Genomic DNA, 15,920 nt, shown 5'->3' with positions numbered 1-15,920 from the left:
CGCAGAAACACATCGAACACGGCGGTGATTGTTGTGCAAAGCACATATCCCCGAGGCGGGCTTTGCCACTTCGACGGTTTCAACGCCAGAAATAGGCAATCCGGCGAACCGACCACATCCAATCAACCACGCGGATGGTGCAAAGCGTGCAGGGCCTTGAGCCGCTCGCGCGCCACATGGGTGTAGATGGTGGTGGTGGAGATATCGGCATGGCCCAGCAGCATCTGCACCACGCGCAGGTCAGCGCCGTGGTTGAGCAAATGCGTGGCGAAGGCATGGCGCAGCGTGTGCGGCGACAGCGGTGCCGTAATGCCGGCTATCTGCGCACAGCGCTTGACGATGACCCAGAACATCACGCGGCTCATCGCAGCCCCGCGCTGGGTCACGAAGACCGCATCGCTGCGCTGCCCGCCCAGGATGGCGCCGCGCGCCGTGGCCAGATAGCGCTCCAGCCACCAATGTGCCTCCTGGCCGAAAGGCACCAGTCTTTCCTTTTGCCCCTTGCCGGTCACGCGCAGCACGCCCGAGCGCAGATCGATGCCATGCATCGGCAGATCCACCAGCTCGCTCACGCGCAGGCCGCTGGCGTACATCAGCTCCAGCATGGCGCGGTCACGCAGGCCCAGCGGCGTATCGACATCGGGCGCCTTGAGCAGCGCCTCCACCTGAGCCTGCGTCAGCGTATGCGGCACGCGCGGCGGCTGCCGTGCCGCCAGCATGCGCACCGTGGGATCGGCCGCAATGCGCTGCTCGCGCAGCGCCCAGTGGTAGTAGCGGCGCAGCACCGTCAACCGCCGGTTGGAAGAACTGGCCTTGGTCTGCTCCACGCGCACCGCGAAATAGCCCTGCAGTTCCAGCTCGCCCGCCGCATCCAGCGCCAGCGGCGGCCGCTGGTGCGCCAGCCACCGCCCCCAGGCCGTCAGATCGCGGCGGTAGGCCGCCAGCGTATTGCGCGACAGCCCGTCTTCCAGCAGCAGCGCATCCATGAACAGGTCCAGCGCATCCAGGCTGGCCGGCAGCGGCGCGGGCCAGGATGCAGGATCGGCAGCAGGTTCGGCTTCGGCAACCGAGGGGGACATGATGGAAGCGGCAGGCACTTGGAACATCCCATCAAGCCTACAACGAAAAAACCCGAGGTCCGCAAGGAACCTCGGGCTCTGATCCAACCGCTCTGGGCGGTGCTTACTCCAGCGTGAGTTTTTGCTGGGCAACCACCTTCTTGTAGGTCTCGTACTCTTCCTTGATCTGCTTGGCGAACTCTTCAGGCGAGTTGCCGATGACCAGGGAGCCCGTGTCCTCGATGCGCTTGCGCACGGCCGGGTCCTGCAGCACCTTGCGCACGGCGGCGTTGATCTTGTCCACCACATCCTTGGGCATGTTCTTGGGGCCCAGGATGCCGTAGTAGGCCATGCGGTTCACCGGCTCCAGGCCCACTTCCTTGAAGGTGGGCACATTGGGCAGCACGGCCAGGCGCTGGGGCGCGGCCACCACGATGGGCACCAGGCGGTTGTCCTTGATGAAGGGCAGGGCCGAGGGCAGATTGTCCAGCACCATGGGCACCTGGCCCGCCACCACGTCGTTGAGCGCAGGGCCCGCGCCGCGGTAGGGGATGTGGGTGACGAAGGTGTTGGTCAGGCTCTTGTACAGCTCCATCAGCATGTGCTGGATGCCGCCCGTGCCCGAGGACGCATAGGAGTACTTGCCCTGGGACTTCTTGAGTTCGGCCTCGAAGCTCTTGTAGTCCTTGGCGGGGAACTTGGGGTTCACCGCGATCACGTTGGGCGTGGCCGCCACGTTGATGATGGGCGTGAAGTCCGTCAGCGTGTTGTACGAGATCTTGGGATTGATCGCGGGGTTGGTCGCCGTGGTCGAGACCGTGGCGATGCCCAGGCTGTAGCCATCGGGCTGCGAGCGCGCGGTTTCCATGGCGCCGATGACGCCACCGCCGCCGCCGCGGTTGTCCACCACCACGGGCTGGCCCAGTTCCTTGGTCAGGGGTTCGGCGATCACGCGGGCGATGATGTCGGTCGTGCCACCGGGGGCGAAGGGCACCACCAGCTTGATCGGCTTGGTGGGGTAGGCCTGGGCCAGGGCTCCGGTGCTTGCGAGGACCAGGGTCAGTCCCATCCAGCTGCGACGATTCATACAGGATCTCCTTTTGGGGGTCGTGTTGACGAAGAGGTTTTCATGGACATCCGCAAGGCCGTGCCTGCGGATGGATGGTCTGCGAAATGAAGGCTCGCAAACGCTGCCACGGAACAGCCATGTTGGGGCCTGGAGCCCGCTGCGCGCTTGACGGTCGTCAGGACCTGCGCTTTCGGATCGGCTGTGTGGACCCCAGCGATGCTAAGGCCCGGGGCCCGGTTGTCACAGTTTGTCGCAGCACTGATTTCCCGGTGTTTACCCCTAGCCTCGCGCCATGGTTTCTCGGGAGACGCGGCGACTGCGGGGTTGCGCTTATGCTCAGCCCCCGTGAACTACGCCGTGCTGCTCTTCCCCGATTTTTCGCTCATCGTGCTTGGCTACGTGCTGTGCCGCTTCACACAGCTCAATCGCACGGTCTGGCAGGCGGTGGAGGCGCTGGTGTACTACCTGCTGTTTCCGGTGCTGCTGTTCCACTCCATCGTCAAGAGCCCGGTGGACTGGGGTGCCACCTCCCACTTGCTGGCCGCTGGCGTGTGTGCGGCCCTGGTCGGCATCGGCCTGGCCTACAGCCTGCCCTGGTGGCCGGGCCTGCGCGGCCGCATCGATGTGCGCGAGCATGCCGGCGCCGTGCAGGTGGCGTTTCGCTTCAACTCCTTCATCGGCCTGGCGCTGGCCAGCCGACTGGCGGGGCCTGAGGGCCTGCTGTTCATCTCGGTGCTGATCGGCGTGAGCGTGCCGCTGTGCAATATCGCGGCCGTCTGGCCCATGGCGCGCGGCAGCAACCAGCACTTCCTGGGGCAACTGGTGCGCAATCCGCTGATCGTGGGCACGCTGTCGGGCCTGGTGTTCAGCGCGCTGGGGCTGAAGCTGCCCGCACTGCTCGAGCCGTCAGTCTCCCGCATAGGCGCAGCCTCCATCGCGCTGGGCCTGATGTCGGCCGGCGCCGGCATGCAGTTCGGCGCGCTGGCCGCCGGCAAGCTGCTGGCCGTGTGCCTGCTGGCCGTGCGGCATCTGGTGCAGCCGCTGATCGCCTATGCCATGGTGCGGGCATTTGGCCTCAGCGGTGCGCAGGCCCTGATCCTCATGGCCTTCTCGGCCCTGCCCACCGCATCGTCGTGCTATGTGCTGGCCGCACGCATGGGCTACAACGGCTCGTATGTGGCGGGGCTGGTCACGCTGTCCACGCTGCTGGGCGTGCTCAGCCTGCCGTTTGCGCTGAGCCTGCTGCAGTTCTGATGCCGCTGGGCCGCGGCGCCCCTACAGCACGGCACGCATGTCGTCGGTGAAGGCGGCCGTGATGTCGTCCTGGCGTGCGCGCTTCCTGGCCACCATGGTGATGTCCACGTCATAGCTGAAGAGGGATTCGTCCAGCGCATGCAGCAGGCCGGCAGCCACATAGGGCGCCGCGTAGTGCTCGGGCAGGTAGCCCAGGTGGGCGCCTGACAGGATGAGGATGGCGGCCGCCTCCATGTTGTCCGCCTCCGAGGTGACATGGCGCGGGCGCCCCGTCAGCGGCGCCTGCGGCAGTGGATAGGTGCGCCAGGTCCAGTCGGCTTCGCCCGCCTCCTGCGCGCCGATGCGGCCCGCGCGCGCGGCAAAGGGATGGCTGGCGCTGCAATAGGCCACCTGCCTTTCGCTGAACAGCCGCGTGTATTCCAGCGCCGGGGCGCGGTGCAGGAAATAGCCCACGGCGACCTGCAGCTCATCGCGCAGCAGCATTTCCTCCAGCTCGCGCGGCCCGCGCACCAGCACCGACAGGCGCACGGCCTCGTCGCGCTGGCGAAAGCGCTGTATGGCCCGCCCCATCAACGCGTTGTATTCCGTGGGTGCATTGCCGATCAGGCCGATGGCCAGGCTGCCGACCAGCTGCCGGTGCATGTTGCGCGCCTGCGCGCTGAATCCTTCCAGGCCCTGCAGCGCAGCGCGGGCCAGGTCGACGAAGCGCCGGCCCTTGGCCGTCAGGCGAAAGCCGCCGCGCCCGCGCTCGCACAGGCTGAACCCCAGGCGTGTCTCCAGCGTGGACAGCTGGCTGCTGAGCGTGGACTGCCCCACGCCAAGAATGGCCTGCGCAGCCGATACACCGCCCGCGTCGACGATGGCCAGAAAAACGCGCAGCAGCCGCAGGTCGAGATCTGAAACGGTATGGAGCATGGGGTTTTCACTCAGCAAAGATCGATGTTCATCGATGTTTGTAGATGGAACTTGAAATGGATGCAAGCCCGGCTGCTGTCTAGCATTCACGGCTGTTGCGGCGCGCTTCGGTTCACCGGAGCACGCCGCCAGCGCAGAACAAGAGGGGCGGTCCGTGACATTCACTTGCGTGAATACCGCTGTTTCAGAAGGACCCTGCACACGGGGTCGGAACAAAAGGGGAGAGAGACCATGGTGCTTGATATCTCGGTGGTAGTGATCTACGCGGCAGCCATGCTGCTGCTGGGCTGGTACGGCATGCGCCGCGCGAAGACGCAGGAGGATTTTCTCGTGGCGGGCCGCAACCTCGGGCCGGGCCTGTACATGGGCACCATGGCTGCCACGGTGATCGGCGGGGCCAGCACGGTGGGCACGGTACGCCTGGGCTACGTGTACGGCATCTCGGGCTTGTGGCTGTGCGCGGCTCTGGGTGCGGGCCTGCTGGTGCTGAACCTGTTCCTGGCCAAGCCCCTGCTCAGGCTGCGCATCTGCACCGTGACCCAGGTGCTGGAGCGGCGCTACAGCGCCCGCACCCAACAGGCCAGCGCACTGGTGATGCTGGCCTATGCTCTGATGCTGGCGGCCACGTCGGTGATCGCCATCGGCACCGTGATGCAGGTGCTGTTCGACCTGCCTCTGTGGATCTCCATCCTGGTGGGCGGGGGCGTCGTGGTCATCTACTCGGCCGTGGGCGGCATGTGGTCGCTGACGCTGACGGACATCGTGCAGTTCGTGATCAAGACCGCGGGCCTGATGCTGATCCTGCTGCCCATCTGCCTGTACCGCGTGGGCGGCTGGGACCAGCTGGTTGAACGGCTGCCTGCGTCCAGCTTCGATGTCACATACATCGGCTGGGACACCATCGCCACCTACTTCGTCATCTATTTCTTCGGAATCATGATCGGCCAGGACGTGTGGCAGCGCGTGTTCACGGCCCGCAGCGAACGGGTGGCCGCCGTGGCGGGCAGCCTCGCCGGCCTGTACTGCGTGGTCTACGGGCTGGTCGGCGCCCTGGTGGGCATGGCGGCGCGGGTGCTGCTGCCGGAACTGGACAATCCCAACAACGCCTTTGCCGCCATCGTGCAGGCCAGCCTGCCGGACGGCGTCCGCGGCCTGGTGATCGCTGCCGCGCTGGCCGCCATGATGTCCACCGCCAGCGCGGCCATGCTGGCGGGCTCCACCGTGCTGGCCGAAGACCTCGTGCCCCTGCTGCGGCAAGGCAAGCCGCTGGCCGATGTGCGCTGGCACCGGCTGCTGACGCTGCTGGTGGGCCTTGCCGTGCTGGGCATCGCCCTGGTGGTGGACGACGTGCTCAACGCCCTGACCACCGCCTACAACCTGCTCGTGGGCGGCATGCTGGTGCCGCTGATCGGCGCCATCTACTGGCGCCGCGCCACCACGGCGGGCGCCATTGCCAGCATGCTGCTGGGCTGCGCCACGGCAGTGGTCTTCATGGTCCGCGACGGATTGGCCGCCAACACGCCGATCTACGCCAGCCTGGCCATGAGCACGGCCAGTTTCATCCTCATCAGCCTGGCGCAGCGCTCGCAGCAGCGCTCCCTGTCGGGCATCCAATCCTGAACCAAGGGACACCCATGACCCTCTTTACTGCAGACAGGCTGGCCGCGCTGCGTGCGCGCTTCGGCGGAGACAACGAGTCCGTCATCCACGATCCGCATTTCCGCACCGTGGCTGCCCACATCATCGACGCCAGCGGCACGCGCAGCGCACCCTACGCAGGCATTCCCACGCTGCTGGATGCCCCCATGCACCCCATGGACTGGAGCCGCCCGGACTTCGGCGAACTGCAGGCCGCACTGATCGGCGTGCCCATGGACCTGGGCATCAGCAACCGCAGCGGCTGCCGCTTCGGGCCCAGGGCGCTGCGCGCGATAGAGCGCGTGGGCCCCTACAACCATGTACTCAGATCCGCGCCCACGCGCGAGCTGCGCGTGGCGGACATCGGCGACGTGCCGCTGTCCAGCCGCTACAGCCTGGAGCAGTCGCACCGCGACATAGAGTCGGCCTTCGCGAAGATCCATGCGGCCGGCGTGATTCCCCTGTCTGCGGGCGGAGACCACTCCATCACCCTGCCCATACTGCGCGCGCTGGGCCGCGACCGGCCACTGGCCCTGGTCCACTTCGATGCCCACTGCGATACTGGCGGCCCCTTCGACGGCAGCCGCTTCCACCACGGCGGCCCCTTTCGCCAGGCCGTGCTGGATGGCGTGCTCGACCCCACGCGGACCATTCAGATCGGCATACGCGGCGCGGCCGAATATCTCTGGGAGTTCTCCTACGAGTCGGGCATGACGGTGATCCACGCAGAGGACCTTCCCGCCCTGGGCGTGGACGGCGTCATTGCCCGCGCACGCGAGGTGGTGGGCGATGCGCCGGTCTACGTCTCCTTCGACGTCGACTGCCTGGACCCGGCCTTTGCGCCCGGCACGGGCACGCCCGAGGTGGGAGGCCTGACGGTGCGCGAAGCCCAGGCCATGGTGCGCGGCCTGGCCGGCATCCACATCGTGGGCGGTGACGTGGTCGAGGTCTCGCCCGCCTACGACGCCACCACCAACACCGCCCATGCGGGCGCGCAGATGCTGTTCGAAATCCTCAGCCTGATCTGCGCACGCCACGCCGACCGAGGCGCCGCAAGCCCTGTCTAGGTACCCGCCCCGTCCCCGTGCCAGGTGGACGACCCCATGCCCTCCGCCCCCGGCTCACGCAGCAGCTCCAGCGGCGTGCTGCCGTAGCGTGCCCTGAAGCGCCGGGAAAAATGCGCGAGCGAGTTGAAGCCGCAGCGCTGCGAGATTTCCGTGACGCCCAGCGTTCCCGGCTTCGCTGCGCGCAGCAGCGCATGGGCGCGCTCCAGTCGATAGTCCATGAGTTCGGCGCTGAGGCTGGTGCCTTCGCGCGACAGCCGCGATTGCAGCGAGCGCACGGAAAGTCCCAGCCTCGATGCCACGCGCTCCGGCCCCAGCGCCGGGTCCGGATATTGGCGGGCGATCAATTGGCGCACCCGGCACAACAGCACGTGCATGGGCGCGTCAGGCCGGGCTGCAGCCCTTTCGGCCCCGGCCTGCAGCACGGTCTTCAAGGTGTTGATGACCAGATCGGAAAGCTGCGCGGACTCGCCCTCGGGCAGGGGCGCCTGCCATGCATGGATCAGTTGCATCTGCTGGACGAGCAGCTGCAACGACGCGCAGTCAGGCAGGCTGCGTGCCAGCAGTTGCGAAGCCATGCCTGCGCACGAATCGATCAGCGCCAGCGGCACGGCCAGCACGAGCAGGTCCACGGCTTCGTCCTGCCAGATGCGGTAGCCGCACCGCTCGTCCAGCAGGAACAGTTGGCCGGGCTGCGCATGCGACTCGCCGCCCGCAACCACCGCGCCCGGCCCATCGAGCGCAGACACCCGGGCGCGACCCTTGAGGTAGAGCAGGCACAGCAGGCTGGCCGGGCTCGCGCGCTGGCAACCCGCCTGCAGGCGCTGCATGCCGTGGCCCGCCGCCATCTGGATGCGGTTGAACACCACCGCGCCCACGCCACGCGATGTGAGCACGGCCTCGAAGCGCTCGGGCCGCGCCACCAGGGGCGTGTGCGGCATCTGCGCCTCACGGCTGGCATCGCTCCAGAATTGCGCTCGCCCCAGGGGGGCGACATGCATCGTGGACCACCGGTTGTATGTCATACATTCCTCGCCCGGCGCGCAGCGCGCGGCCTGTTTTTGTGAGGGGCTGTGCGGGGAAGTCGATCGCGCCCCGGGGACTCGGGCAGACGGACCGACGACAGGGCCACGCGGCAGCATGAACCCTGGATTTTCGGGATTCCGGCGCCATCAGGCCATTGGACCATTCTGAAAATCGGCAGTCGACCGGGATGAATTCCTAGGCCGTTGCGCCGAAGCGGCCCGGATCACCGCGCGATGGCTGGCAGCCGCTCGCTCCACAGCGTGGACTGGTTGCGGCCATTGCGCTTGGAGTAGTACAGCGCCGCATCGGCCCGCTCCAGGCAGCCCTGGGCCGATGCATCGCTGCGCTGCAGCTCGTACACGCCCAGGCTGATGGTGATGTGCAGGTCTCCGGCCTTGCCCGCATCGATGGCCTGCCCGGCAATGGCTTCGCGCAGGCTTTCGGCGCGCCGCAGGCCCACCTCCGCATTGGTGTCGGACAGCAGCACGGCGAATTCCTCGCCGCCCAGCCGTCCCACCATGTCTTCCCTGCGCATCTCCTGCGCCACCGAGGCCAGCAGTTCCTTGAGCACGATGTCGCCCACCGCGTGGCCGTAGCCGTCGTTCACCTGCTTGAAGTGGTCTATGTCCAGCATGATCAGCGTGGAATGCGCGACCAGGCCGCTGCGCAGATGGTCCAGCTCCATCGCCAGCCGCTCCAGGAAGGCGCGGCGGTTGGGAATGCCCGTCAGCGCATCGGTCAGCGCCAGCGTTTCCAGCTGGGATTCGCGCTGCTGCCTCTCCGTCGCATCGTGAAAGACCCAGCAATGGCCGATGGAGCGGTCGCCGTCGCGCAGCTGCATGCCCTCGATCTCCACATAGTGGCCATCGGGCAGCGCATGCAGGGAGCGGCCGGCCACGGGCCCTGCGCTGAGCACGTCCGCCACCGACGCCGGCAGCAGCTGGATCAGCGCCGGCATGCCCAGCCCCACAAGGGCGGCAGGCGCCATGTCCAGTTGCAGGGCAGCGGCCAGCATGCGGTTGGCCGCCAGCACATGGCGGCCCTGCGCGTCAGTGACCAGGATGCCTGCGGGAAAGCGGTCGATGATGGCCTCCAGCCGGTGCTGGGTCTCGGCCAGCGCGGTCTCGGCGCGCCGGCGCGCATCGGTGTCGATCATGGTCCAGATGACGCGGCCATCGTCCTCGTCGGGGTCCAGCAGCGAGCCCTGCATGTCGAACCAGTGGTCCGAGCCCGACGGCATGCGCAGGATCCATTCCGTGCGCACCGTGCCGCGTGCGTTGAGCTGCCCGTACAGCTGGCCGAAGCGTTCGAAACTCTCGTCGCTGACATGCAGCGAGCGCAGGTTCACGCCACCGGGCAGCCGCTCCGTCTCGATCTGGAAGGTCTGCGCCGCGCGCTCGTTGGCATAGAGGATTTCGCGCTGGGGACCGGCCATCACGATGAGGGCGCTGCCCCGGTCCAGCAAGGCCTTGATCAGGCGGGACTGCTCCACGCGCTGCTGTATGTCGGTGTGCGTGCCCAGCATGCGCACGGGCTTGCCGTCGGCATCGCGCTGGGTGATCTCGCCGCGCGACTCCACCCACAGCCAGCTGTCGGCCGAGCCGCGCAGCCGCATCTCCACACGGAAGTCGGCACCGGCCTCGGCATGGCGCTGCAGCCGCGCCAGCACGCGCGCCCTGTCCGAGGGATGGACCATCGCGCAGAAGGCGTCGTAGTTCATGGGGAACTGGCCTGCCTCGAAGCCCAGCATCTGGTAGCAGCGCGCATCCCACTCCACATGGCCGCTGCGGCAGTCCCACTCCCACAGGCCGTCACGCACGGCACCCACCGTCAGGCGCAGGCGCTCCTCGCTGTGGCGTATGGATTCCTGTATGGCCTGGTCCTGCGTGACGTCGTGCACATAGCCATGCCACAGCAGCGAGCCGTCTTCCTCCTGCTGCGGCCGGGCGTGGCCGTGCAGCCAGCGCAGCTCGCCTCCAGGCCCGTAGACGCGGTATTTGTGCTCCCAGACATCCTTGCGCCCCACGCTGTCCTGCACCGAGGTCGCCAGGGCGGGCAGATCCTCGGGGTGCACGCGCTTGAGCAGTTCATGGTCGGCGAACCGGACGGCGTCGGCCCTTGCGCCATGCAGCTCGAAGAACCCCGGGCTGGTGAAGGGAAACTGGAACTGGCCATCCGCGCCGATGCGGAACTGGAACAGCCCCCCGGGCACCTCCTGCGCCAGCCGCGCGAAGCGCCGCTCGCCCTGCAGCCGCATGCGCTCGCTGAGCTGGCGCTGGCGCGCCAGCCACAGCGTCAGCAGTACGGCCAGCAGCAGCACCGCCGTGCCTATGCCATTGCGCAGCAGGCCGCGCTCCAGCGATTCCTCCAGCGATTCGAAGATGGCCTTCTTGTCCAGCCCTGCGCTGACGATCAGCGGATAGCCCTCCACCCTGCTCCAGGCATACATGCGCAGCACGCCATCGACCGAGGACTCGGCCTCGTAGGTGCCGCGCTCCATGGCCGGCGCGAACTGTGACACGCGCACATCGGAGACCGAACGCCCCATCACCTCGTCCTGTCCCTGAGAGCGCGCCAGATAGACACCGTCGGTGCGCAGCAGCAAGATCACGTCCTTGGCGCCATCGAAGATGGACTGGAAATACCCCGAGATGTAGTCGGGCGACAGCGACAGCACCAGCACGCCCGAGAAGCGCCCCTGGCGGTACAGCGCGCGGCTCAGCTGTATGGTCCATTTATGGGAGACGCGCCCCTGCACGGGCCGGCCGATGAACATCCCCATGGTCTCGCGGTTGGCATGGACCTGGAAATGCTCCCGGTCGCGGATCGAGACCTTGGCGGCCCGGGTCTGCGCATCCTGCTGCAGATTGGAGTAGACGATGTCCCCGCTCTCGTCGGCCACGGCGATCTGCAGGAAGGTGCCGGCCGGATAGGCATCGAAGGTGGTCTGCACGGCATGCTGAAAGACGTCGGCCTCGCCATCGGCAAAGTCGGACTCCAGGCCGCGCATGGTGTAGTCCAGGCCGGACAGCAGGGTCTGCACCTGCACCGAAACCGCATGCGACATCTGCCCCACGCGCAGCCAGGACTGGGCTTCGGTGAAGTTTCGCTGCGTGCGATGGCTGTCCACCAGCACCGTCCAGTACGCCACCGTGGCCAGCAGCACGCAGCACAGGCCTACCCAGACGGCCACGGCGGTCTGGGTGAGAGGTTCGGCGTTCAGCAGACGGAAAGGCTTTGCGCGCATATCGAACACCATGTTGAGTCACACAGACCCCGCGCCCTCAGGGGCGGTGGCCCGCAACAGGCCGCCGGGGAGCCCTCAGACTGAGCGCAACAATTGTTTCACACACCAGCGCCCCGGCTTATCAGCTCAATCCGATCTTTGCGACAGTGCCCAGGCCACATGCTCGCGCACCATGGCGTCGGGATGTTCGGCGCGGCTGGCCAGCGCCTGGCGCAGTGCCGTATCGCCGGTTTCACGCCAGGCGTTTCCCAGCGCCACGGCCACGTTGCGCAGCCAGCGCGCATGGCCTATGCGCCGGATGGGGCTGCCTTCGGTCAGGCGCAGGAAGGTCGCCTCGTCCCAGGCGAAGAAGTGCACCAGCTGCCCGCCAGCCAGGATCTCGCGCGCATCGAAATCAGGCAGGCGGCTGGGCTGGGCAAACTTGTTCCAGGGGCAGGCCAGCTGGCAGTCGTCGCAGCCGTAGATGCGATTGGCCATCAGCGGCCGCAACTCCTCGGGAATGGCGCCCGCATGCTCGATGGTCAGGTAGGAGATGCAGCGCCGCGCATCCACCCGGTGCGGCGCCACGATGGCGCCCGTGGGGCAGGCCGTGATGCAGGCCGCGCAGCTGCCGCAGTGCGCGGTCACCGGCGCCGTGGGCGCCAGCGCCAGGTCCACATAGATCTCGCCCAGGAAGAACATGGAGCCTGCCTCGCGGTTGAGCACCAGCGTGTGCTTGCCACGCCAGCCCTGGCCGCTGCGCCGGGCCAGCTCGGCCTCCAGCACGGGCGCGGAATCGGTGAAGGCGCGGTGGCCGAAGGGGCCGACCTCCTGGGCGATGCGCTCTGCCAGCTTCTGCAGCCGGTTGCGCAGCACCTTGTGGTAGTCACGGCCCCGGGCATAGACGGAGACGATGCCCTCGGCAGGCCGCTGCAGCCTCTCCCACTCCATGGCCTGCCAGGCGCCGGGCGCGTCGGCGGGCGTGTCGCGCGGCAGATAGTCCATGCGGGCCGTGATCACGCTCACGGTGCCCGGCACCAGCTCGGCAGGCCGCGCGCGGCGCAGTCCGTGGGCCTGCATATAGTCCATCTCGCCATGGAACCCCTGGGCCAGCCACTGCATCAAACCCGGCTCCGCAGACGACAAATCCACGCCAGCCACGCCAATTTGGGAAAATCCCAGTTCGCGGGCCCAGCCTTGCATCAAAGGAACCAATTGACTGCTGCACAACATACTCCCTCGATTGTAGAAAGCGCCCGGCCGCAGGATGCGGAAACTGCGGGCCATCGCTGGATATGGGGCAGCGAGGAAGACACGCAGCGGTTTGCGCAGCAGCTCGCGGACCATCCGGCGCTGCGCAATGCCTACGTCACGCTGCACGGCGACCTGGGCGCCGGCAAGACCACGCTGGTGCGGCACTGGCTGCGCGCACTGGGCGTGCAGGGCCGCATCAAAAGCCCCACCTATGCCGTGGTGGAGCCGCACGAGGCGCCGGGCCTGTCCATCTGGCATTTCGACTTCTACCGCTTCGACGATCCGCGCGAGTGGGAGGATGCAGGATTTCGCGATATTTTCGCCAGCCCCGGTCTCAAGCTGGCAGAATGGCCCGAAAAGGCCGCAGCGCTTACGCCTGCGGCAGATATAGCTATTCATATCGAAGCAATCGACGAGACGCAGCGCCAGGTGAGCCTGATCGCCGGCACGCCCGTCGGACGCGCCGTGATCGAAGCACTCAAGGCATGAGCGACGCCCAATCCTTCTCCTATCCGTCCGGCCTGTCGCGCCGCAACCTGCTGCAGGCGGGCTCCATCGTGCTGCTGCTGGGCCGCCAGCACATTGCGCACGGCGCCACCATCGTGGCCGTGCGCGTCTGGCCTGCGCCAGAGTACACGCGCGTGACCATCGAGTCCGACCGGCCGCTGGCTGCCAAGCAGTTCTTCGTGGACCAGCCGCCTCGGCTGGCCGTGGACATCGAAGGCATCGACCTCAACCCCGCGCTGCGCGAGCTGGTCGCCAAGGTGCGCTCCGACGACCCCAACATCGCATCCATCCGCGTGGGCCAGAACTCGCCCAGCGTGGTGCGCCTGGTGATCGATCTCAAGCAGCCCGCCAAGCCCCAGGTCTTCACCCTGCAGCCGGTGGCGGCCTACAAGCACCGGCTGGTGTTCGACCTGTACCCGGCCAAGGCCGTGGACCCGCTGGAGGCGCTGATCAGCGAGCGTCTGCGTGATGCCTCCGGCGACGACACCGCCGTGGCGGCGGCACCTCCACCACCTCCACCACCTCCTGCACCCGCAATGCCCCGTCCCCCAGGCGCCGCGGCGCCGGCCCCCGACCCCCTGGGCGACCTGATCGCCCAGCACAGCGGCGGCCCGGGCGGCAAGACGCCTGCGCCGCCGCCTGCCGTGATCGCGCAGGCGCCGGCTCCCGCGGCTGCGCCGCGTCCTCCTGCCCCAGCGCCTGCGCCCGTTCCGGCCCCTGCCCCCATTGCCGCGCCCAACATCGCCACCTCGCGCCAGACCGACCGCATCATCATCGTGGCGCTGGACCCGGGCCACGGCGGCGAGGACCCCGGCGCCACCGGCCCCAGCGGCACGCGCGAGAAGGATGTGGTGCTCAAGATCGCCCACCTGCTGCGCGACCGCATCAACAACACCCGCATCGGCGGCAGCCCCATGCGCGCCTTCATGACGCGCGACGCCGACTTCTTCGTGCCGCTGGCCACCCGCGTCGAGAAAGCCCGGCGCGTTCAGGCCGACCTTTTCATCAGCATCCATGCCGATGCCTTCACCACGCCAGCTGCGCGTGGCGCCAGCGTCTTTGCGCTCAGCGACAAGGGCGCCTCCAGCACGGCCGCGCGCTGGCTGGCCAACAAGGAAAACCAGTCCGACCTCGTGGGCGGGCTGAACATGGGCTCGCAGGACCAGCACGTGCAGCGCATGCTGCTGGACATGAGCACCACGGCCCAGATCAAGGACAGCCTCAAGCTCGGCGGCGCCCTGCTGGGCGAGATCGGCAACATGGCCAAGCTGCACAAGCCGCGCGTGGAGCAGGCCGGCTTTGCCGTGCTCAAGGCGCCCGACATCCCCAGCGTGCTGGTGGAGACCGCCTTCATCAGCAACCCTGAGGAAGAAGCCCGGCTGCGCAGCAGCGCCTACCAGGTGCAGCTGGCCGACGCGCTGATGCGCGGCATCCGCAACTACTTCGCGCACAACCCGCCGCTGGCCCGCAGCCGCTCCGTCTGAGCCGCGAGGGTTGCCAGGCACGGCGGCATGCCGTCCGCCGCCGCTGTCGGACAGGCAGGACCGGACGCTTCCAAACCGCCCGGCCCCAGCTCGGGCAACTCTCCTACCACGGCCGCAGGCCGTGAATGAGAGCATGCCAACATGTTCCACACAATGCTTGCGCCACCATCCTTCCGCCGAAGCAACGCAGGCCACGACAGGAGATGAACATGAAGACACGCCTTTATTCCATTGCCGCCGCTGCCGCCATTGCCTTGTTCTCTGCCGGCTGTTCCACCAACCCCAGCAACGCCCAGATCGGTACCGGCGTCGGCGCCGTGGCCGGTGGTGTGGTGGGTGACGCACTGTTCGGCAGCACGCTGGGCACCGTGGGCGGCGCAGCCGCCGGCGCACTCATCGGCAACGAGGTGGGCAAGCGCAACGACCGCCGCTGACCCCTGCCGCCGCCGTTCGGCCACTGAACGAAAAAGCCCCTTGCGCCATCACGGCGCAAGGGGCTTTTTGCTGGGCGCTGAAGGCTCAGGAAGCCGTCTTGGGCGCGCGGCCCGCGCGCCATGCGCCGAAGATGGCGATCAGGCCCGGCACCAGGATCAGGCCCCAGATGATCTTCTCCAGGTTCTCGCGCACCCAGGGCAGGTTGCCGAAGAAATAGCCGGCGGCGCTGATGCCGAACACCCAGACAATGGCTCCGCCCACGTTGAAGGCCGTGAACTTGCCCCGGTCCATGGCAGCCACACCGGCCACGAAGGGGGCAAAGGTGCGGATGAACGGCATGAAGCGCGCCAGCACGATGGTGATGCCGCCGTAGCGCTCGTAGAACGCATGGGCCTGGTCGAAGGCACGCCGGTTGAACCAGCGCGAATCCTCCCACTGGAACACCTTGGGCCCTATGTAGCGGCCTATGGTGTAGTTGCACTGGTCGCCCAGCACGGCCGCCACCAGCAGCACGGTGCAGGCGATCGAATAGTCCATCAGCCCCACGCCGCACAGCGCGCCGACGATGAACAGCAGCGAGTCGCCGGGCAGAAAGGGCATGACCACCACGCCCGTCTCCACGAAGACGATGAGAAACAGCAGCGCGTACACCCAGGGTCCATAGGCCACGACGAAGGCCTCCAGGTGCTTGTCTATGTGCAGGATGAAGTCGATCAGGAACTGAATGATTTCCAAAAGAAGGTCCTCCGCGGCGGGCGCCGCACCGGCCCGTACTGTACTTCGCCGGCATGCCCCCACAGCCGAGCCAGAGCCGATCGCACCGCCGCGCACACCGGCGCTTGCATGGAACTACAAATGCTTGGAATCGCGCCTGTTTTGTTACATAACTTGATAAAACTCTACGAAAAACTCACGAGTGCGTCAGCTTTTTGCAGGCAAAGTCCTTGCATGCCGTCGGCACCGCCGGCCCGGCCTCACCACCATCATCAG

General features: G+C 67.5%; 13 protein-coding genes. 6 read left to right on the top strand and 7 right to left on the bottom strand.

Annotated features, from left to right (window positions below; translation table 11 throughout):
* Positions 1-122 precede the first annotated feature (122 nt).
* Both xerD and AC5I49_RS21995 read right to left on the bottom strand, forming a co-directional pair.
* Positions 123-1,079, bottom strand: coding sequence for a site-specific tyrosine recombinase XerD (gene xerD / locus AC5I49_RS22000; protein ID WP_052151639.1), 957 nt, complete (start codon positions 1,077-1,079; stop codon positions 123-125).
* A 103-nt stretch (positions 1,080-1,182) separates the two neighbouring features.
* Complete coding sequence (locus AC5I49_RS21995) at positions 1,183-2,145, bottom strand: tripartite tricarboxylate transporter substrate binding protein BugE (RefSeq protein ID WP_016447654.1); 963 nt, start codon at positions 2,143-2,145, stop codon at positions 1,183-1,185.
* Between the two features lie 327 nt (positions 2,146-2,472).
* Between AC5I49_RS21995 and AC5I49_RS21990 the strand changes: the two genes are divergently transcribed.
* Positions 2,473-3,381, top strand: a complete 909-nt coding sequence (locus AC5I49_RS21990; protein ID WP_047219406.1) for an AEC family transporter — start codon at positions 2,473-2,475, stop codon at positions 3,379-3,381.
* Positions 3,382-3,402: 21 nt separating this feature from the next.
* On the opposite strand, the gene AC5I49_RS21985 is transcribed toward AC5I49_RS21990, so the two are convergent.
* Positions 3,403-4,296 carry a LysR family transcriptional regulator gene (locus AC5I49_RS21985; protein ID WP_016447656.1) on the bottom strand — a complete coding sequence of 298 codons (894 nt, stop codon included), beginning with the start codon at positions 4,294-4,296 and terminating at the stop codon, positions 3,403-3,405.
* Between the two features lie 231 nt (positions 4,297-4,527).
* On the opposite strand from AC5I49_RS21985, the gene AC5I49_RS21980 reads away from it, so the two are divergent.
* Both AC5I49_RS21980 and speB read left to right on the top strand, forming a co-directional pair.
* Complete coding sequence (locus AC5I49_RS21980) at positions 4,528-5,916, top strand: sodium:solute symporter family protein (RefSeq protein ID WP_209801621.1); 1,389 nt, start codon at positions 4,528-4,530, stop codon at positions 5,914-5,916.
* Between the two features lie 14 nt (positions 5,917-5,930).
* Positions 5,931-7,001 (top strand): agmatinase, encoded by a 1,071-nt coding sequence (speB, locus tag AC5I49_RS21975; RefSeq protein ID WP_016451242.1) that lies wholly within the window; start codon positions 5,931-5,933, stop codon positions 6,999-7,001.
* Here speB and AC5I49_RS21970 read toward each other — a convergent pair.
* The 3 genes from AC5I49_RS21970 to queG form a co-directional block, all read right to left on the bottom strand.
* Positions 6,998-8,023 carry a helix-turn-helix transcriptional regulator gene (locus AC5I49_RS21970; protein ID WP_495789887.1) on the bottom strand — a complete coding sequence of 342 codons (1,026 nt, stop codon included), beginning with the start codon at positions 8,021-8,023 and terminating at the stop codon, positions 6,998-7,000. The two genes, speB and AC5I49_RS21970, sit on opposite strands and share 4 nt — an antisense overlap.
* A gap of 224 nt (positions 8,024-8,247) precedes the next feature.
* Positions 8,248-11,283 (bottom strand): diguanylate cyclase, encoded by a 3,036-nt coding sequence (locus AC5I49_RS21965; RefSeq protein WP_209801623.1) that lies wholly within the window; start codon positions 11,281-11,283, stop codon positions 8,248-8,250.
* A gap of 114 nt (positions 11,284-11,397) precedes the next feature.
* A complete protein-coding gene (gene queG, locus AC5I49_RS21960) occupies positions 11,398-12,453 on the bottom strand; it encodes a tRNA epoxyqueuosine(34) reductase QueG (protein WP_034347671.1) in 1,056 nt (351 codons plus the stop codon).
* Positions 12,454-12,465: 12 nt separating this feature from the next.
* Here queG and tsaE point away from each other — a divergent pair, with 12 nt between their 5' ends.
* The 3 genes from tsaE to AC5I49_RS21945 all read left to right on the top strand — a co-directional run bounded on the left by tsaE (position 12,466) and on the right by AC5I49_RS21945 (position 14,929).
* On the top strand, positions 12,466-12,993 hold the full coding sequence (tsaE, locus tag AC5I49_RS21955) for a tRNA (adenosine(37)-N6)-threonylcarbamoyltransferase complex ATPase subunit type 1 TsaE (protein WP_016447663.1): 528 nt from the start codon (positions 12,466-12,468) through the stop codon (positions 12,991-12,993).
* Complete coding sequence (locus AC5I49_RS21950) at positions 12,990-14,495, top strand: N-acetylmuramoyl-L-alanine amidase (RefSeq protein WP_312840772.1); 1,506 nt, start codon at positions 12,990-12,992, stop codon at positions 14,493-14,495. The genes tsaE and AC5I49_RS21950 overlap by 4 nt, the downstream gene beginning before the upstream one ends.
* Before the next feature lie 209 nt (positions 14,496-14,704).
* A complete protein-coding gene (locus tag AC5I49_RS21945) occupies positions 14,705-14,929 on the top strand; it encodes a YMGG-like glycine zipper-containing protein (protein ID WP_016447665.1) in 225 nt (74 codons plus the stop codon).
* A gap of 85 nt (positions 14,930-15,014) precedes the next feature.
* Here AC5I49_RS21945 and AC5I49_RS21940 read toward each other — a convergent pair whose 3' ends face one another.
* On the bottom strand, positions 15,015-15,665 hold the full coding sequence (locus tag AC5I49_RS21940) for a DedA family protein (RefSeq protein WP_016447666.1): 651 nt from the start codon (positions 15,663-15,665) through the stop codon (positions 15,015-15,017).
* Positions 15,666-15,920 lie beyond the last annotated feature (255 nt).

The organism is Delftia sp. (genome assembly GCF_059499305.1).
The sequence above is the reverse complement of the archived record's forward strand: the minus strand, read 5'-3'. Positions and strand labels throughout refer to the sequence as shown.